This window comes from Mucilaginibacter sabulilitoris (assembly GCF_034262375.1).
Taxonomy (GTDB): domain Bacteria; phylum Bacteroidota; class Bacteroidia; order Sphingobacteriales; family Sphingobacteriaceae; genus Mucilaginibacter; species Mucilaginibacter sabulilitoris.
The window spans coordinates 136,651-155,217 of the sequence record NZ_CP139558.1; the positions used below are offsets into that span (position 1 = coordinate 136,651).

General features: G+C 42.2%; 15 protein-coding genes and 1 tRNA gene. 5 read left to right on the top strand and 11 right to left on the bottom strand.

Annotation, left to right across the window (positions count from 1 at the left end; translation table 11 throughout):
• Positions 1-91 precede the first annotated feature (91 nt).
• From SNE25_RS00530 to SNE25_RS00540, 3 genes are all read right to left on the bottom strand, one after another.
• Positions 92-4,012 carry a DUF5977 domain-containing protein gene (locus SNE25_RS00530; protein ID WP_321563137.1) on the bottom strand — a complete coding sequence of 1,307 codons (3,921 nt, stop codon included), beginning with the start codon at positions 4,010-4,012 and terminating at the stop codon, positions 92-94.
• 209 nt (positions 4,013-4,221) lie between these two features.
• Positions 4,222-5,193 (bottom strand): hypothetical protein, encoded by a 972-nt coding sequence (locus tag SNE25_RS00535; RefSeq protein ID WP_321563138.1) that lies wholly within the window; start codon positions 5,191-5,193, stop codon positions 4,222-4,224.
• Between the two features lie 4 nt (positions 5,194-5,197).
• Positions 5,198-6,289 carry a hypothetical protein gene (locus SNE25_RS00540; RefSeq protein ID WP_321563139.1) on the bottom strand — a complete coding sequence of 364 codons (1,092 nt, stop codon included), beginning with the start codon at positions 6,287-6,289 and terminating at the stop codon, positions 5,198-5,200.
• A 1,003-nt stretch (positions 6,290-7,292) separates the two neighbouring features.
• On the opposite strand from SNE25_RS00540, the gene SNE25_RS00545 reads away from it, so the two are divergent.
• Positions 7,293-8,393 carry a hypothetical protein gene (locus tag SNE25_RS00545; protein ID WP_321563140.1) on the top strand — a complete coding sequence of 367 codons (1,101 nt, stop codon included), beginning with the start codon at positions 7,293-7,295 and terminating at the stop codon, positions 8,391-8,393.
• A gap of 36 nt (positions 8,394-8,429) precedes the next feature.
• Positions 8,430-9,446 carry a hypothetical protein gene (locus tag SNE25_RS00550; protein ID WP_321563141.1) on the top strand — a complete coding sequence of 339 codons (1,017 nt, stop codon included), beginning with the start codon at positions 8,430-8,432 and terminating at the stop codon, positions 9,444-9,446.
• A 127-nt stretch (positions 9,447-9,573) separates the two neighbouring features.
• Here the strand turns inward: SNE25_RS00550 and SNE25_RS00555 are convergent, their stop codons facing one another.
• The 6 genes from SNE25_RS00555 to SNE25_RS00580 form a co-directional block, all read right to left on the bottom strand.
• Positions 9,574-9,813, bottom strand: a complete 240-nt coding sequence (locus SNE25_RS00555; RefSeq protein WP_321563142.1) for a fibrobacter succinogenes major paralogous domain-containing protein — start codon at positions 9,811-9,813, stop codon at positions 9,574-9,576.
• Positions 9,806-10,762, bottom strand: coding sequence for a phage integrase SAM-like domain-containing protein (locus SNE25_RS00560; RefSeq protein WP_321563143.1), 957 nt, complete (start codon positions 10,760-10,762; stop codon positions 9,806-9,808). Before SNE25_RS00560 ends, SNE25_RS00555 begins: the two co-directional genes overlap by 8 nt.
• A 35-nt stretch (positions 10,763-10,797) precedes the next feature.
• Positions 10,798-11,781, bottom strand: coding sequence for an ISAon1 family transposase (locus SNE25_RS00565; RefSeq protein WP_407666945.1), 984 nt, complete (start codon positions 11,779-11,781; stop codon positions 10,798-10,800).
• Positions 11,774-12,130 (bottom strand): ISAon1 family transposase N-terminal region protein, encoded by a 357-nt coding sequence (locus SNE25_RS00570; RefSeq protein WP_321560923.1) that lies wholly within the window; start codon positions 12,128-12,130, stop codon positions 11,774-11,776. The genes SNE25_RS00565 and SNE25_RS00570 overlap by 8 nt, the downstream gene beginning before the upstream one ends.
• Before the next feature lie 201 nt (positions 12,131-12,331).
• Positions 12,332-12,406 (bottom strand) — tRNA-Val (locus SNE25_RS00575).
• Positions 12,407-12,525: 119 nt separating this feature from the next.
• The gene (locus tag SNE25_RS00580) at positions 12,526-12,846 is read right to left on the bottom strand and encodes a hypothetical protein (protein ID WP_321563144.1); all 321 of its coding nucleotides are present in this window, start codon (positions 12,844-12,846) and stop codon (positions 12,526-12,528) included.
• A gap of 512 nt (positions 12,847-13,358) precedes the next feature.
• Between SNE25_RS00580 and SNE25_RS00585 the strand changes: the two genes are divergently transcribed.
• On the top strand, positions 13,359-14,060 hold the full coding sequence (locus SNE25_RS00585) for a ferritin-like domain-containing protein (RefSeq protein WP_321563145.1): 702 nt from the start codon (positions 13,359-13,361) through the stop codon (positions 14,058-14,060).
• 11 nt (positions 14,061-14,071) lie between these two features.
• Positions 14,072-14,929, top strand: coding sequence for a ferritin-like domain-containing protein (locus SNE25_RS00590; protein ID WP_321563146.1), 858 nt, complete (start codon positions 14,072-14,074; stop codon positions 14,927-14,929).
• A 65-nt stretch (positions 14,930-14,994) separates the two neighbouring features.
• Here SNE25_RS00590 and SNE25_RS00595 read toward each other — a convergent pair whose 3' ends face one another.
• The gene (locus SNE25_RS00595; protein WP_321563147.1) at positions 14,995-15,456 is read right to left on the bottom strand and encodes a thioredoxin family protein; all 462 of its coding nucleotides are present in this window, start codon (positions 15,454-15,456) and stop codon (positions 14,995-14,997) included.
• 96 nt (positions 15,457-15,552) lie between these two features.
• Positions 15,553-17,343: a DUF6600 domain-containing protein gene (locus SNE25_RS00600; RefSeq protein ID WP_321563148.1), complete on the bottom strand. Its 1,791-nt coding sequence runs from the start codon at positions 17,341-17,343 to the stop codon at positions 15,553-15,555.
• Positions 17,344-17,527: 184 nt separating this feature from the next.
• On the opposite strand from SNE25_RS00600, the gene SNE25_RS00605 reads away from it, so the two are divergent.
• Positions 17,528-18,490 carry an isopenicillin N synthase family dioxygenase gene (locus SNE25_RS00605; RefSeq protein WP_321563149.1) on the top strand — a complete coding sequence of 321 codons (963 nt, stop codon included), beginning with the start codon at positions 17,528-17,530 and terminating at the stop codon, positions 18,488-18,490.
• The last annotated feature ends 77 nt before the right edge of the window (positions 18,491-18,567 follow it).

The window sequence follows — 18,567 nt, forward strand, 5'->3', positions numbered from 1 at the left end:
ATAATGTCTTGTAGGTTGATCCTTCGGTTTATTGCCCCTGGTAATGATAATCCATGTATCTGATGATATTGCATTTTGTAGCGCTTTAAAATTATAAGCTATAACCACCAGCCAAGAATATTACTTCTGAACCTACCGGCTTGGGGCCGTTTAACAGCTTAACACTAATGGTTCCTCCGGCTATTGTTACTTGCCAATTACGAGAACCTCCCGTCGAATCCTGGATGGTATTAAATGTGTGACTATTACCTGTTGAGCAAGAACCTATAATAGATGCGATAGTATAAGGCCCGGCAAGATCATAGATGTTACCTGATGTAGAAGAAAACCGAATGTTAAGTGAAACAGATGTGCCAATGTTTGTTAAGCTACCTGACAAAACACTCCAGCCCTGAGCCGGCGCGAATGAGCAACTTGAATTACAACTTCCATTTGCATTTGCATAATTCTGACCATTCGCGGTGATATCATTTAGTGCTATTTGATTGGCATCCCCCACGCTAATAGCAGAACTATATTTATTAGCAGGAACAATGTAACTAACTACAGTTCCTGTACTGCCGCTGCCACAATTGTTTTTAGTAAAATCCCTTTTCTGCTCTGTGTTATAATAGGTTGCGCAAATACCATTAGTGTTGGCATAACTTTGCCCGTTGGTATTTACATCATCTTTTGCTTTTTGGTCGGCATCTGCCTGGCTTACGGGTGAACTGTGTGTGCCTGCGGGTACTGTATAGGTAACTGTACTCCCCGGCACCGTAACAGAACAGGTATTACGGGTGAAAACACCAATCTGAGCGGTATTAAAAAATGTACACCAGCCATTTGTATTTGCGTATTGCTGCCCATTTCTATTTACATCATCCTGTGCTTTTTGGTCGGCATCTGCCTGGTTGATAATTGAACTATAACTTTTTGCGGATACCGTATAAGTGGTTATCCCACCTGTGCCTCCCGAAGGACAATTATTTTTAGTGAAATCTCCTCTTTTTTCAACATTATAATAAATAGTACGCCCTAAATCGTCTGTCGCCGAATTTGCATAATTATAACGGTAGTTGTTTACAATATTTCCATCCTTATCTTTCACGTTCATCAGCCGTTGGGAACTATCATATTCAAAGATAGTCGTCTCGCCCTTCGCATCTGTTGTACTGGTTATACCAATCAATGGGGTGTAGGTGTAGGCAGTAACCTGGGAATTTTTTAGCCTGCTATCTGTACGCAATGTATTTAGTAATGCTCTTAAGGCGGCATCACCGGTGGCGGCAGCATTATCTATTTGTGTTTGGGTGATTATACTGCTTACTGTGGTATAGTCGCTATTGATAATTTTAGCTACCGGATACTGGCCGCTGTAGCTCCAGAGATAGACCTCTTTGGGGCCTCCTGTTTTTTGTTGTTCAAGAATATTACCATAGCTATCATACCTGTTAAACTTTGATATAGTATCAATCGGGTAGGATAATTGTTTAACAGCAGCACTTTTAGGTGCATAAACCGCCCCAGTTGGATTAAAATATTGAATGCCGATCCATTTTAATTGATTGGTAGCTGCATCTTTACTTAATACATCGGTTTGTTCAACCATAGGATTAATGATGTTAAGACTGGCCATTTGCTGGAATATGCCGGCAGGGTCCTTTCCTTCACTAATCATATCTTTAGGGTATTTATAAGTTGTTGTGATGAGCGCTTGGTTACTCTTTTGAATAGATTGCGACCTGATGTAATAATTGGAGGGATCATAGGTATTGGTTGTTTTAACTACTACTGAATCCCCGTTATTTGCATAGGTTGTATTGGTGGAGCCGGCCAATTGTTCACGTCCCGTGGCAGGGTAATAACTGCAATGCATCCAGTAAACAGGTGCTCCATCGTTAAAAGACGGTTTGGTGATTTCTCTTGTCGTAAATTTGATAGGAGATACCATAACAGATCTGAAGTTTTCCATTCGGGTTGGAGTGGTAATCAGGTCCTCGCCCTCAATAGCATCATATTTGTTCTCTGTCTTTTTTATCAGCCGGTTTTGAGCATCATAAACCAGTTCCTGCTTCATTAATCCATAAAGCCAGTCTTTGAAACGTGGCGGAGGATGAGGGAATTGAGAAGTGGAAAAATCAGATGCGGTGTCATAATCGCCAAAAACAGAAAAAATCCTGACTGTTTTGCCGTTTGAAGTGGGATTTGTACCTGATATTTTCTCTTCTACCCGCTGATAGGTGACCGGGCTGCCCATGGCAAAGGCCAGATTGCTCAAAGATGAAGAAGAACGGATCAGTACATTATAATCTGTTGATTGATAAAGCTCCCGGTAACCTGGTTGAAGGTGGTATACTCCGCCAGAACTCCCGTACCCAGGTATGGGAAGGGGTGACCAATAGCCTAAAGATGGATATCTAACGTCACCAGCTTCTACTGTGATAATCCCGCCGGGCCCAATCTCAGTAGTCTGCCTATCAGTAGGTGGAAGTTGTTTAAAGTCGTAAGAAAGCGCATCAGAGTAGTGCGGGTAGTTAGCAATAACACCTGAGCTTTTTCCATCCGGTAAAGTGTAAGTAAATTCACGCGTTAGTGCCGGTGTAGTGCCAAGTCCATCATAATCCTGAATTTTCCTTATTCGTGCACCGCCAATAACATCATATCCGCTGGATAGCCCGGGAATATATAAATTTGGATTGTAATCGGTAATGTTCGCATCATTGGCCTCCATCTCAAATAAAGTATATCCACCAGTTGGATAAGTCATTTTTTTTATAGTTCCATTTATGGTCACAAAACTGGCGTTACGATAACCGCCTTCGTACAACTTAGGTGCAGGACCTGGATAAGATTGTTGCATCCGGTACTCTGCCGGGATCATACGTCCGTCAGGATTGCGAGTCGGAAAACCCCAATGATCCTGATTGGCGCTTAATCTTTCCGGAAGGTCGGCATCCCCATTATAATCAAACGCATATTCGCCCTTTGCTGCACTAGTAGCATCTTTTAAAATTACCTTGTCCAGGAACAGCCTGTTTGATGCATACTTCTGCTTTAAGTCAAACTTTTTATACTGCTTGTTATTATTGCTGATTGTGATACTGTTTAACGCCTTATCGCTGGCCCAATCTGTTCTATTTGTTGCGTCATATGAAAAGTTAACTTCAGTTAAATCAGCAAATTGGATCTTCAATAATCGTTTATAATTGCCACTTTCAGTAACCTGGTAATTTGAATATAAATAAGCGGGAGTGGGTGTAGTATATTGTGCTGATGACAATGCATATTTTTCTGATGTTACGTTAGAAACGGTATGCGCTGCGCCAAATGTTTCATATTGAAAAGTTATAACATCTGCTCCATTGGGGTTGGTAATTTTACTCAGATACCATGCCGTGGGGTATTCCCGAGCATAAGTCCAAGTGCTGGAATACGTTGTCTCCTGATCTGCAAATTCATATTTAAAACCATCTTCGGTTGTAATAGTAATTTTACTGGTGATGTTTGTGCCGTTGCCGGAGTCGGTTTTTTCAATAATAAGCTTTTGCTGCGGGGTGATCAGGACATCGCCATTCTTACCTAAATAAAATTTCCCGCTCCTGCCATTAAAATTGAATGAGTAATCATCAATCTGCCCATCCATCCTACCATCTTGCATCATATTTCCGGGTGTAGTATACGTAGTCGCGTCGGCTGTATAGGAGGCTCCGACCGCATCTCTTGGTAAAGACCGCTGATCCACAAGAAACCCTTTTTCATCTGGAAGATCTAATTCGTCAGGGTTGCCATTTATTGTTCTTGTGATAACACCACCTGCGTTTAAGGCCCAACCAAGCCCAACATTTGAAGCAATTTCATCAACCCGCACACCACCGGCATGATAGTCAAGGGAAATGCTTAACCCGCATTTGTTATTACCCCCCTGGCGTTCAAATATGGGTATGTTAATTTTAGGTATCCCATTTGATGGGGATACAGGTATACTCCCAAATTTTCCAAGTGCCGCAGCGCTGGGAGAAGGCAAAGTCATATTTAATATATTCGGGTTCAATTGGGTGGTTTGTGCCAAGCAATCTGTGGTAATGAGTAAAACAATAATTGTGATCAACAGAAATACGCGAGGTAGGTGATTTGTCAGAAACATAAGTCTGTTAATAAAGGATTCTTCTTTTTTCATATATATTTAACAGCTAAGAGCAAGGTATACTTGATTTGATCTAACTGATGATAGTAGCTTAGTTAATTTTCGACCCAGGATAGTTTATTGATTTGTTTTTGTTGCTCGTCTATTCGCTTGTTCTGTTCAATCAAATACAAAGTCAGCTCTTCCACCTTCTTCATCAGCAGTTTATTCATTTCCCCCAGGTTCAACCCTTCCCTCGCGATTTCCTGTTCTGAAGGTACTTCCGGTAAATGTTTATTTTGTTCGATATAGGTTTTGACATCAGTTAGGGATGGTAATTGGTAATCCTTTTGGAAAACATAATCCGGCCAGTTAGCTGTCTCTACTTTGATCTGTTTAGAACGAATGTTACCATTCACCGACAGGGTCTCTTTAGGTGTAGCTGTACCAATCCCTATATACCCACGATTGTCGATCACCATTCTTTCTACCGGACTACTTCCACCGTTATTTCCGGTGTAAAATCTCATGACCGACCCGGTCTTGGTATCATCGGTATAAGTCTCCGTGGCTTCCCCGGAAATGTAAGCGACCATTTTCGGGGCACTGAAATCCACATCATTGGATACAAATCCCAATTGTCCAAGATATTTATTAACAGCGTTCGCATTAGCAGACCCGATGACTATACTATTGGTAAGACTTGGAGTCGTTGGTGCGCTCAAGCCACTGTTCACACTTAAAAGAGAGAATGGAATAGTTGTTCCGATACTGACTTTACCCTTAAAATAACTGCTTCCGCCAACGGCGGCTGACAGCCCGATATTAGGTGTAGTAGAGCCCCACTGCGACAATAGAAATGTGTCGCCAGTGTTTGAAATACGGGAAGCACTCCCACTGTTCCACCACATGATACTGGCGTCATGGCGAATTCCTCCATTTTGATCACTTCCGATCACAATATCAGCGGCGTAGGGATCTGCGGGATTTACCAGGTTGTTGCCGGTCGTCACAATTTTAGTTTGGGCAGAAACTGTATCTAAAATAATTGTACACCCAACTATCCACAAGAGTAATATTCGTTTCATATTTTTATTTAGATTTTCTTAATGATTCATTTTGTTTTTGTAATTCCTTGATCTCTGCCTTCATTTCAATCATATATAAAGTCAACTCTTCCACTTTCTTCATCAGCAGTTTATTCATTTCACCTACGTTTAACCCATCTTTTTTAATTTGTTCCTCGGATGGAACCTCCGGTAAATGCTGGTTCTGATCGATATAGGCTTTAATTGCTTGAAGAGACGGCAATTTATAATCTTTTTCGAATACGTAATCTGACCAGCCGTTGAGATCAATTAGCACGGACTTGGAATGAATAGTTCCATTAACAGCTAGTTTATAATTCTGAGGATTGTTTGTACCTATAGCTACGTTGCCATTCCCCTGTATCAACATGAGACGACTTTCTGCATCAGCGTTATCATGATTATAAAAGGCAAATCCGCCCGCGCTTCCGGCTCCTTGATTTGCTATAAAGTCAGTTTCCCCATATCCGCCTGTTCTATTCCAGCCGATAAGCATTTGTCCCGTGTTTGCCAAGTCAGCGAGCGTCAATCCCGTACTTGGCGCCAAGTTAACTCCCGAGCCCCCCAGACGTACATCTCCACGCACGTCCAACAAGGATAAAGGTGCTGGTTTTCCAATGCCGACCTTTCCGGACGAAGTAATGGTCATTTGTTCCACGAGTGTATTATTCGGGCTACCAATAAAGAAAGATAATTTACCTGGAATATAATTAGTACCAGCCAGGCCATCCTGGTAACCGATAATCCGGGTGCTAAAGCCAAATGTATTATTTGGACGGACACCCATATAATCCACTGTTCCCATGATGTCCCCGGAAAGCGTTGTTACCTGAGAACCGATCGTAGTCCCGCGTGACTTCGTTAACCGAAGATATCCTCCTCCGCTGGCTGAGTTTTCAAATCCTTGGATGCTTATTATAGCCCCCCCATTGCCTGATCCCACCCGTTGTATATCCAGCGGATTCTGAGGAGTGGTGGTACCTATACCTACGAAGCCGCTGTTGATATAAACATTATTTCCGGTATTCGTCCATTGTGCGTGAGCCAGCTGGGAGATAGTTAAAAGAAAGAAGGATGTCAGTATTGTTCTTTTCATGGAGTGACATAGTTACAGTTTACAGAATAGCATATATATATATATATATATCAATACCTGCATACAGTATGTACGGATACTATTCTTTAATAACTGAAGGTTGTTGATTGAGTCTTTGTGAGACTTAGCGAAGTATATTTTTTATTGCGACAGGTTAATCATATTAAGTGATTTAGGTACAGCAAATATATATAATTATCATTTGAAACAAATAACTTGTAATAATATTCTTGTTATTGATAAATAATAACATTTGTTGACATCCTTCTGCGAGCCGCCTGCGAACAGAGCAAACCGTCTGTGAAAAGAAAGCACAATGTGCGATTTCACAGCATGCTTCACAAAGTTTTGGCGTCGCATTTGACCTTATAAGGCAAGTGTTGAAAAGGCAATTATCAAATGCTGTGACAAGACTGAAGCGGGTTTGCGAGACGCAGGTGAGCTAAAATAATGGAATGCGTCTGATTTAGCAATGAATGAGCATAGCGAATAATTGATAAGACCAGAGACAGCTTACATAGAGCAATGACTTTGCTTAAGTCAAATTGGATGACAGATCGCAATGTGGGTTTATCTGCACATTTTATTAGTGGGTGGTATATGTTATAGGGATTGAAATAAAAAAGTGCAGGTATCGTGTGTTAGCCTTGCGGTGGAGTTTAATGTGTCGCAGACTTATTAAACGTACGAAATCTGGCGACTGATTTGAAAAACTTAAGAATTGCGTAATACCGATCTTCCTGGTGTGTGAATGGCCTCTGCGCCCAGCCATAAGCATAACTTGCCTTTCCTGTTGTAAGCAACCAAAATGGGAGAGGCAAGTGCTGACTTATGCAGTTGAATTATTTTACTGAATCAACAAAACTTCGATTCACGAAGAGCCAATACAAAACCACACATTACGCACAGACGTTTCTCAAAATAGTATACGAATGCGGAAGAGATGCTCCATTCTTGTTTTCGGACAGCTAAATTTAATTACCAATCAATCAAAACCTCCTTTATGAAAACAAAACCTACCTACATCACTTGTCTGGTTATTTTTTTCATTTTCTTGGTTTCCTGTCAGCGTAAAGATTCTATACTGCCTTTGAGTCAAAAAAATAATGGGCAGGGACTATCTTCGGGCGAAAACCAGGTAAACCTGCAAATTCAACCTTACACTGTTTTTAACGTTGCCGGCGCCGTAGATCCGGGCAATGCAGATGGAACTGGCACAACGGCAAGTTTCAGGAGCCCCGAGGGCTTGCAATTAAAGCCAAACGGTATTTTATATGTTGCAGATTTTGGCAATAATGCTATCAGAAAGGTGGTGATTACGCGCTTGAACGGTAACGTTAACCAATATACTGGCACTGTAACTACCCTGAACACACCCGCCGGTCCAAATGCATTGCAGCTTACCCATCCAGTTCGCGTGGGGGTTGGCGATGATGGCTCAATAAACACTGTATTCTTGCCGGATACCCGTTTTTCATCCGGAATAAGCCTTGGCAGAATCTATAAACCATCAGGCGAAATATATACTACTCAAATTGATGAAACTAGCACAATTCCGGGATTGACCAAAGACCCAACCGGCGATTTTTTCTGGTTTCTGGGCAATGGATCCTTAGGCAAATTCTGGTCGGGTCATATCCAATTACCTAATCTTACGCTTCCCCGGGATTCGTTCTTAGTTCGTTACACCGACCATCCTGATTACATATATTCGAGGGCATTACCGAACGTGATTTATGCATGCCCCAACGGCGTAAAATATTTAGCCACACCAAACCAGTTTTATAAAATATCAGCAAATGGAACAGTTTCCAAAATAAAACCGATAGTTACATATCCCGACCTGCCTTTCGAGAGCGTGAATGACCTTGTCACATCCGATGACGGTAATACCATTTATTTTACTTCAAAAGGATCTATATATAAGCTGAACAATGGCGTCATAACCACATTAGTTGAAGTTCAGCAACCAACGGGTGAAGAATCGATGCCTGGCGATGTATATGCCTGGGGGCTGGCAATTGATGACAAGCAGCACATTTTATACTTTACTGATGTAAAGAGCATAAAAATACTCACACTACCAGGCTACGTTGCCCACTAACTTGACCTTTTCTCATAACAACAGATTTTGAACAATATGAAAAATATTATAGCATTTGTAACAGGCATTTTATTCGTGCTGTTATTTACCACCTGTACCAAAGAGAGATTGAATGATCTGAGCGTCGCGTCCGGAAAAAAAGCAGCAGCCGGTAGTACTCAGTATACAGTCACAACACTCGCGGGCGCTTTTGTGCCATCAGAAGATGAACATGACGGCGTAGGCCGCGGTGCATCTTTTTTTGAACCAAATGGCATAGCTGTTGCGCAAAATGGTGACTTGTATGTCGCCGATATCAATGGCAACAGCATCAGGAGAATTGTAAAAGACAGTGTTGTTTCAACCGTGCAATTTCCGACGAGCGGCGTCGGAAACCAGGTTCCATTTGCGCCTTTTGAAATCGCGGTATCAACAGATGGCTACATCACCTTTACTCAAAACGGCGATTTCAGATCGGCGCCATCAGTAATAAGCTATAAACCCAATACGGATATTTATAAAGAACGCTCTTCACCAGATGGTTCCGCATTCTCGAGTGTCAGTCTTGATCCCCATTTTAACCTGGTCTGGGTTTGCAGTTCGCAGGTTTTTACAAATAGTTATCAGATATATAAAGTCGATCCACCAAAACAACAGCTATACCCTAAGTTGGTTGCTATTGATAATGTCGGCCAGGATGTAAGCTTTGTCGCCATTTCAGCATGTTTGAACAACATTAAATACCTCGCAACAAGCAAAAACACTTTATATAAGTTTACTTCCGACCAGCAACTGGTACTTATACCAAACATCCATTTCGATTCAATAATGGGCATGGCAGCTACAAAAGACGCAAGTACAATATATGTAGCTGATGACGGTTATATTAAAAGGATTGACGTGGCAACGGGAACAATGACCACCATTGCCGGACCGGATGGGTCGAATACCCAAAAAGATGGAGTGGGTATGGCTGCCGATGTAAGCGCCATAAGGGTTGCCCTATCGAACGATGAGAAAACATTATATTTTACCAATTACGGCTTCATTATTCGAAAAATAACTTTGATGTAATTCATCGGCGATTACTTATGTGATATGCTTTTTGACAAAAGCAAACAAAAAGAGCCTACCCGAAAGTAAGCTCTTCTATCATTTTGATTTCCTTTTAAGAGGTCAGCTTAGTTGTCCTTTACAAATCTTAAAGAACCTCTTTCATTAGTTGCGCCAATGATATCTGTAACGATAGCATCCGTTTCTCCATCCTGCTGATAGATATTAAAGCATCAGGAACATTGTAATCAGGTAATATGGATGTCGTAAGAAATACCGCATCTGTACCTTTGCCATCGTAAACGCCATTTGAAAAGAACCCTACAGCCAAAGCATTAAAGTTTGATGCATTGGTACCTGTGTTGCTTTCCCATCCGGTTTTAGCCATAAGTTTGTTTGGATCGGAACTTTGTGAAGCCAATAGTTTCTTTCTGTTGTTCTTTAATGGTTACTTTTGACTGTCTATAAATTCTATCCTTATCGCCTATTGCATAGTCTTCTATGCTATATGTCGGGGTGAATTGCTTATCTTGTTCTTTATAAGCCTCTTGTAACAGATCGAAGCTTTTGTAATAGCCTTTAACTCTGTCCTCATGTATGTAATTATCTACTTTGAACTCATTGACTCTCATCTTCGAGGTGTAGAACGTACTAATGAACGATTTGTCAAGAAAATTCTGTAACATATCTTTACTTCCTTGATTTTTTTCCTTGACAGCCAGCTCTCGGATAAGTTCGTAAGTATCAAAACAACCTTTAAGATAAGCTAGTGACTCTTCTTTCGTTTTGGCTTCAATGTCAGAATTGCTTATTGAATTGACCTTAACCCCGTCCTTTATAAGCTGACGTTTAAAACCTTCAAGAAAGGTATATGTTATATCAGTAAACTTAAGTTTAGGATTACCTGCATAACCCATTAGTCTATTAGTAGCCGTTTGATAGACAATCGAGTTCCCTGCTTTATTGATAGCAAGCATATCACTTATGAGTTGGTCAGCATACTCCTTAAACTGTTGAACGCGATTAATCTTCGGAGCAACAACGTTTGTGCTTAATCGGCCTTTCAGTTCTCCAAAGCTGAAACTATTTTCACTTTCAAGTTCTATAACCGCCTTTTGTACCTTGAGATAAAACTCTGTTATCTTCCGATTTAAAAGGGGAGCATTGGGGTGGGTATTGAATACTTTGCTTTGGGCTTCATCCCAAAATTCTTTCTTCACAAATACGCCAGTGTTGGCCGTGCTACTTATTCGATTGGCTGTGATTCTGATTTGAACAGAATAGGTTCCATCTGACTTTGCTCGTCTTGTATCTAACAAAACTTTATACGTAACCATAAGGGATCAGTCCGAAAGGTTGGGGGAATAAAAAATCAGGCATAGATATTTTGGAGTCTGAATAAGAAGAAAGCGGTATCTCTTACGCCTCTTGAAGTAGCTCTGAAAGCTTTGATCTTGGCGTTGAATGATTCGGCAGAAGCATTGGTGGCCCGGTTATCGAAGAAGTTCAGGATTGATTCATAGTGGGTTTTGACTGACCTTGCCACCGTACTGAACGCATCTATACCGGCAGTTTCCACGTCATTATACCAGATAGCCAGCCCTTTAAAAGCTTGTTGTTTGTTCTTACAGTTGGTAAAGATGCTGCCCAGCCGAATCGATAGCTGATAGGCCTTTTGTAATAGCGGATATTTATGGAATAATAGATCTGCCCTTTGCTTTTGTGACAGGTTCCATTTCGTATGATGTTTGAAAAGCAGGTAACGGCTCCGGGCTAACAGTTGCTTGAGCGTGTCGCCATTGCTGAACACTTCGGGTTGATAGCTTTGTTTATTCTTTTTAGCGTTATCATATGCAAGATTCTCGGCATCCAACGCTTCCCAGCGATATTTAATCCGCGCCTCCTGTACAGCATCATAAGCCAGCTTTTGCACATGGAATCGGTCGATCACCCGGCTGGCATTAGCAAAGCACCGGCGGATGGATTTGATCATGTTTGCCGCCATATCCATCGTTACTTCGCTGACCTTGTTCCGCTTACGTAATGGAATACGTTCCAACACGGCCATGATCTGCTCGGCCTGTGTGCCTTTTAGCATCGCTACAATCGCTTTCTTGCCGCCTTTGGCTGCTTTGTTGGTAATAATGGTGTAGAGCTCGCCATTGCTTAGGGCTGTTTCATCGATGCTTAATGACGGTCCGATATTATCCGGAAACAGCAGCCATTCTTCTGCATGCTCTTTTTGTGGCCAGGTATGAAAATCGCTTAGGTGATCTTTATACTGCTGTTGTAGCTGTTTTCCGTCGACGCTGTAAAGCCTGCCCAGCAAGTGGCAGCTGATCGGGTTATTATCCAAATATACCTTTTAAAAAAAGGCCGAATTCCGTTGTCATTCGTGCCCCTTTTCGTACTAAATCCCAGTCCCTGGTGATGACCTCACCGCTGGATTTTACTTCCCATCTGCGCCGTTTAATACAGAGTGCTACCTTATGACCACGGATCGGAAAGTCCTGGATAGCTGTTTCAGGCAGAAAGCCTTTTGACTCTATTTGTGCCTTTTCATAACCGGCAGGAGGCAGGTTCTTTTCTTCCAGGTAAATATTCAGCTGACCACTTTCTGACGGTTTAACGTCAGTCAGTTCAAAATAATCTAACAAGCCTTCAGGAAGTATAAGGCGGACCAGGGTTTCGTATGCGTTGGACAAGAGATCGTGTTTCGTTAAATACAAAACAAATACTTTTTATCTTATCCCACAACTTTTCTGCTTGACCCACCATAAGATTGTGATTATGGCCACTCTGTTTGTGCAAACAGTGTGCAAACAAACTATAGACGAATAGGACTAGCAGGAATTCTCAATCCAACAAAAAACCCCTCAGAAGTTAATCTGAAGGGTTTAAAAGTGTGGGAGTTACTGGGTTCGAACCAGTGACCCTCTGCTTGTAAGGCAGATGCTCTGAACCAGCTGAGCTAAACTCCCTTGCTTTTGGGTCTGCAAATATAGAAGTTCTGATCTATTCTTCAAAAAAATATTTTCAATTTATATTAAAGCGCTGATTGTTAGTCTATTTTTTTTTGAAATTCGTGACTAAATTACCTTTATTGACCATACATGGCTACATTTTGGCCCGGGCGGGGGTCTTCGGGTAGTATCTCCATCTGGGGCTTATCAATGTAACTGGCATACCACTTAATGGCGTCAAGTAGGTCAATTGCGTCTTCGGGTATAATATCAATAGTTTCAAATGCCAGTAGTTTATCATCGGCATAACCGTACAACTGCAATTCATTATCATCCGGACTAAACCGCTCTTCATTGAGGCAAAAAACCCTAACCTTCAAACGGGTATCCCTCGAATGGATAACATCCCTGCAAGGGTTTTTAGGGTCAGTAGCCAGCAAATAAATGTTATGGTCCATAATGATAGTTAACAATGTTATTAGTGTATGGTTTCCGGAGTCATCATTTATATATTAACACCTGGCAATCAGACAGTTCTAAAAATACAAATCCGGGCAAATAGTCCCCATATATTGGGAAGTATTTTCCACAACACATTGAGCATTAGATATAAAAATACACTTTTGGCACACAATTGCACACATTTTGATTACTGGCACTGCATTTGACTTAATCTTATTACCCTTCTCAAAGGGTTGTTTTTCATAGGTAGATGTAGGGCCGAAACACTGCGAGAGTTTTTCGGCCTTTTTTTGTTTAAACTTTTTTGCCTCAAGTCATTTATTAGCGCAAGACCTCCGCTTCTCTGTCGATCTCAAATAAGCACTTATTTTTCTTCAATATTTAACCTTTAAGAAAACCACTCTTATTAAGAGTAAGTTATTTACCAAAATCAACAATCCGCGCTGTTCAATTAGGCGTATGTCCTTTTACAAAGCAAACTAATTGAAACAATTTTAAAACTTAACTTATGAAAACAGAATCACAAGAAAGCATATCAGATGCAAATATGGCCAGGCGGTCGTTTTTGCGCTATGCAGGTGTGGGTGTTGCGTCAATAGGCTTATTAGCTACCGCGGCTTGCCATAAAGATCACCAGGTTACACCAACACCAAACGGAGTTGACCTGGGCGCCAAAAATGATTTCGCTATTTTAAACTATGCCTACGCGTTAGAGCAACTGGAAGCAGCATTTTATTTACAGGTTGCCGCTACTCCTTTCAGCGGCATAACTACTGCCGAAACCAAATTGTTAACCGATATTCGTGATCACGAGGTTTTACACCGCGAATTTTTTAAAGCCGCCTTAGGAGCAAAAGCAATCCCCGATTTAACACCCGATTTTTCTTCTATTGATTTTAGCAGTCGTGCCAAAGTATTGGCCGCGGCAAAAGCTTTTGAAGATACCGGCGTTACTGCTTATGATGGCGCAGGTTACCTTATCGAAAGTCCAGATTACCTGTTGATAGCCGGCAAGATTGTTTCTGTAGAAGCACGTCATGCCGCACTGATCAGTAACATGATCACTCCGGGTTCCTTCGCAGGTGCCGATGTAATTGATACCAGCAATAGTTTAAACAAATCGGCCACTATAGCGGAAGTCCTTAAGATAGCCAATGGTTTCTTAAAAACAAAAGTTAGTGCAATAAATTACGGTTACGTAGCATCTTAAAACCCATCGTCATGAATTTATTTAACATAATAGATGAAATTGAAAATATTGATCCGGAAGTTTACGGAAAGCTAAGCCAGCGCCGTGATGTGATCAAAAATATAGCCAGTTTTGGTTCAAAAGTAGCAGTTGCCGCTTTACCGTTTGCTGTTGGTACAATGTTTAAAAAAGCTTATGCCGCCGACGCTTCGGCACCATCGGTAGTTGATGTATTGAATTACGCGCTTACGCTGGAGTACCTTGAATCTACCTTTTATAATGCAGGTAAAGACAAAGGCTCAGCTTTGATTCCGGCAGCAGCTGCTACTCAATACTTTAACCAGGTAACAACTGATGAGAACAATCACGTCACATTTTTAACATCAGTAATTAAATCATTGGGTGGAACGCCTGTTTCTAAACCAGAAATTGATTTAACAGCCGGTAATGGCTCAGGCAGCGGTCCGTTTGCCGATGTGTTAACAAATTATGCTACCTTCCTGGCTGTTGCACAGGTATTTGAAGATACCGGTGTAAGAGCATATAAAGGCCAGGCGGGTTTTTTATTAAAAAACCAGGTAGTATTAACAGCAGCATTATCCATTCATGCGGTTGAAGCCCGCCATGCTTCAGCTATCCGCCAGATCCGTTCACAAACTCCTTGGATAACAAGCACCGCTGGTTTAGGTAATGATACCGGTATTGCACTTGTAAACGGTAATTATGATGGCGAACAAAATGTAAAACAAAGTACTGTTGATGTTACTACTTTAAAAAGTGCAACAAGCAGTTCTACCTCTGTAGCTGTAGCCACGGCAGCATTTGATGAGCCTTTAAGCAGCACGCAAGTACTTGCATTATTGCAGGGATCATTCCTGGTAAAAAAATAATCAGGTTTTTGCTTTAGATTAAAAAGACCAGAAATTAATTGTCCTGGTCTTTTTTATTTATATGCTTATTTATTTAAAGCCTGTACACCAAATTTAATCAGGTCATCTGGTCGCATAAAACCTTCTGTGCCATAAACAGGTTTCCCTTTCGCGTTAAAAATAATCAGTGTTGGATAGGCGCGCAATCCCCATTGTGCGGCAAGAGCAGGCCCTTGCCCCTTTTCCATATCAATGGCCACGTTAATAAAATTGCTGTTATAAAAATCGGCCACCTTATTATTTTTAAATGTAGTAGCCTTTAGCATTTTACAGGGGCCACACCAGGTGGCATAGGCATCAACAAAAATGTATTTCTTTTGGGCTGCAGCCTGTTTTAACGCTTCGTTCCATGAATTTTCAATAAAGTCAATCTGGCCCGATTTTTTACCCGCTTTTGAAACCTGCTGAGCGTTACCAGTAAAGGCAAACAGCACTAAAAATAAGACGATAAAAAAAACGGATGGTTGTTTAAAATTCAGAAATTTCATAGCTGTACAGCGGTTTATTATGAGCCATAAAAATAGCACATATAAATCAAATTAGTTTATATGTGCTATTTCTCCCATGTCTAAATCTGACCAGTATTAATTATTGCCCTGGGGCCTTGTGCGGTGGGCCTCCTGTTGCCGCTGCTGTTGTTGTTGCCGCTGGGCTTCCTGCTGTTGCTGGCGTTGAGCTTGTTGTTGTTGCCGCTGGGCTTCCTGCTGTTGCTGGCGTTGAGCCTGTTGCTGTTGGCGCTGAGCCTCCTGCTGTTGCTGGCGTTGAGCCTGTTGTTGTTGACGCTGAGCTTCCTGCTGTTGCTGGCGCTGGGCCTGTTGCTGTTGACGCTGAGCTTCCTGCTGTTGCTGGCGCTGGGCCTGTTGCTGTTGGCGCTGAGCCTCCTGCTGTTGCTGACGTTCAGCCTGTTGCTGTTGACGTTGTGCCTCTTGCTGGCGCTGAGCTTGTTCTTGTTGACGTTGGGCGGATTGTTGTTGCTCACGCTGAGCAGCTTGTTGCCTTTGTTCGTCAGATTGTTGCTGACGTCTTGCGCCCTGCTGTTTTCTCTGCTCTTCTTGTTGCTGCTGACGTTGCACCTCTTGCTGTTGCTGGCGCTGAGCGGCTTGTTGCCTTTGCTCATCAGACTGCTGCTGACGCCTTGTAGCCTGTTGCTTTTGCTGGTCTTGCTGTTGGTGACGTTGTGTTTCCTGTTGTTGCTGACGCTGAACTGCCTGCTGCCTTTGCTCATCAGATTGCTGCTGACGCCTTGCACCCTGCTGTTTCTTTTGCTCTTCTTGCTGCTGGCGCTGTGCTTCCTGCTGTTGCTGGCGTTGGGCAGCTTGTTGTTGCTGAACATTTTTTGCATCCGGTTGCCCGGTACGCTGTCCTGAACCACCATGTTGATTTGCAGGCTGACCTGGCCGCGCACTCGGCTGGTCCGGACGTTTGTTATCTGGTTGTGCTTGCCTTACCGGCCTGTTGTTATTAACTTTTACCAGTTTGTTATCATTACTTTTAGCAACCTGAGCTAATCGCGCGGCATTACCACGGTTTACAGTTGCCTGTCCGCCTACACGGTGTGCAATACCTTCATTAGGGTGTTCTTTTCTGTATTCGGCAGCATTTACTACTCTGGCCGGACGGGCATCAGGGGCTTTCCTTATTTCTGGACGGTAAATATTCAGCCTGTTATTGCTGATGCTCGGCCTGCCGGTAGGCCTGTTTACATTATTTACCCTGTACACCTGTACATTTTGCCTGGTAACCCGCCTTACCTCGTTAATACGTGGACCGGTTACATAGGTGCGTTTATTATAAACATAAGTATTGTTAATAATGGTAGTACGGTGTATAATATTTACTACGCGGGTATGTGGCTCGTAATAATTATAAATATTGGGGCGGTTTATATACTCCTGCCGTGCACATACCCAATAATAATCGGGCACCTGGTAACTATTACCGAACGAAAGGCTAATACTTATACCAGGTTGTAAAGGGGCCCATCCATAATAACCGCCACCGCTGCGCCAGTTAACCCAGGCCGGAGCCCATTCATGTCCCGGAATCCATTCCCATCCGTAATAATCATCATAACGCCAGCGGCCATAGTGGAAGGTTGCCCATCCCCATGGATAATCAGAAACCCATGTGTTACCATAATCGGTTACAACCCAATGGCCACGGGTGGCATAGGGCCTAAAGCCGTCTTCTGCATCGGGAATCCAAACGTTACCGTAAGTAGGGTCATCTACCCAGGTACCGTAAGGATCAAGTTCGTCGTAAAATTCCTGGTCAGAAACATATTCCCCTTCCTGAGCCCGGGTTTTATTCGGAGCGGCCAGCACAATTAAAAATGCTATTAAACTTAAACCGCATATTTTCTTTATCAATTTCATTTTTTGTCAGGATTAAATGATTGGTTTATAAGTATGACCAGACAAATTGTAAAACGTTTAAACCAAGAATTGTTTTGTCTGTTAATATAGCTCAATTAACATGCCGTGAAACTTTTTATTTATACCTTGCATAAGCTATATTAGACATTAAATAATTTTACATTTTACTATCTATACTATTACCATGAGTACAGTAAATATCCCAAGGCTTGATCTGGACAGTTATATAAATGGCAGCGCGGCCGAACGCAAACAATTTTCGGACGATATTGGCCGGGCATTTAACGAAACCGGCTTTGTAACCATTACCAATCACGGTTTAAGCAAACAATTAATAGATGAGCTTTACCAACAGGTGAAGGCCCTGTTTGCATTGCCCGAGGATACCAAACACAAATATGAAATACCCGGGCTTGCAGGTCAGCGTGGATACACTGGTAAAGGAAAAGAAACCGCCAAAGGGTTTAAAACCCCCGACTTAAAGGAGTTTTGGCAAATAGGCCAAACCGTAACAGATGGCTCACCCATTAAGGAGCAATACCCTGATAACATAACGGTTGATGAACTTCCTGTTTTTAACACTACGACACGTGAGGTATATAAAAAACTGGAATCTGCGGGTACACATCTGCTTAGGGCCATCGCGGTATATTTGAATTTAGACGAGAATTATTTTGATAATAAAGTGCACAATGGAAATTCTATACTGCGCACCTTGCATTATTTCCCTATTCTCGACCCTGATTCGGTACCTGCCGACGCAGTACGTGCCGGTGCACATGAAGATATAAACCTGATTACCTTGCTGATTGGCGCAAGTGCCGATGGATTGGAACTACTTACCCGCGAAGGCAACTGGTTTCCGGTTAAGGCTCATGGGGAAGACCTGGTAGTGAATGTGGGCGATATGTTGCAGCGCCTAACTAATAACAAGTTAAAATCAACCACGCACAGGGTAGTAAACCCACCCCGCGAGCTGATGAAAAACTCCCGTTACTCGGTTCCATTTTTCCTACACCCGGTATCAGACATGGAATTAACCAGCCTTGAAACCTGTATAGACGCGCAACATCCTAAATTATACCCGGACATTACAGCAGGCGAATACCTGGATGAGCGACTAAGAGAGATTGGCTTAAAAATGTAGTAAAACATAAGAGACGCATCACATGCGTCTCTTATGTTTCTTTCTTTCGCAGAGGCACATTACATGTGTCTCTTTCT

Coding starts and splice junctions, on each gene's coding strand:
- SNE25_RS00530 (WP_321563137.1), bottom strand. CDS start 4,012: ATGACTTTGCCTTCTCCCAGCGCTGCGGCACTTGGAAAATTTGGGAGT.
- SNE25_RS00535 (WP_321563138.1), bottom strand. CDS start 5,193: ATGAAACGAATATTACTCTTGTGGATAGTTGGGTGTACAATTATTTTA.
- SNE25_RS00540 (WP_321563139.1), bottom strand. CDS start 6,289: ATGAAAAGAACAATACTGACATCCTTCTTTCTTTTAACTATCTCCCAG.
- SNE25_RS00545 (WP_321563140.1), top strand. CDS start 7,293: ATGAAAACAAAACCTACCTACATCACTTGTCTGGTTATTTTTTTCATT.
- SNE25_RS00550 (WP_321563141.1), top strand. CDS start 8,430: ATGAAAAATATTATAGCATTTGTAACAGGCATTTTATTCGTGCTGTTA.
- SNE25_RS00555 (WP_321563142.1), bottom strand. CDS start 9,813: ATGGCTAAAACCGGATGGGAAAGCAACACAGGTACCAATGCATCAAAC.
- SNE25_RS00560 (WP_321563143.1), bottom strand. CDS start 10,762: ATGGTTACGTATAAAGTTTTGTTAGATACAAGACGAGCAAAGTCAGAT.
- SNE25_RS00580 (WP_321563144.1), bottom strand. CDS start 12,846: ATGGACCATAACATTTATTTGCTGGCTACTGACCCTAAAAACCCTTGC.
- SNE25_RS00585 (WP_321563145.1), top strand. CDS start 13,359: ATGAAAACAGAATCACAAGAAAGCATATCAGATGCAAATATGGCCAGG.
- SNE25_RS00590 (WP_321563146.1), top strand. CDS start 14,072: ATGAATTTATTTAACATAATAGATGAAATTGAAAATATTGATCCGGAA.
- SNE25_RS00595 (WP_321563147.1), bottom strand. CDS start 15,456: ATGAAATTTCTGAATTTTAAACAACCATCCGTTTTTTTTATCGTCTTA.
- SNE25_RS00600 (WP_321563148.1), bottom strand. CDS start 17,343: ATGAAATTGATAAAGAAAATATGCGGTTTAAGTTTAATAGCATTTTTA.
- SNE25_RS00605 (WP_321563149.1), top strand. CDS start 17,528: ATGAGTACAGTAAATATCCCAAGGCTTGATCTGGACAGTTATATAAAT.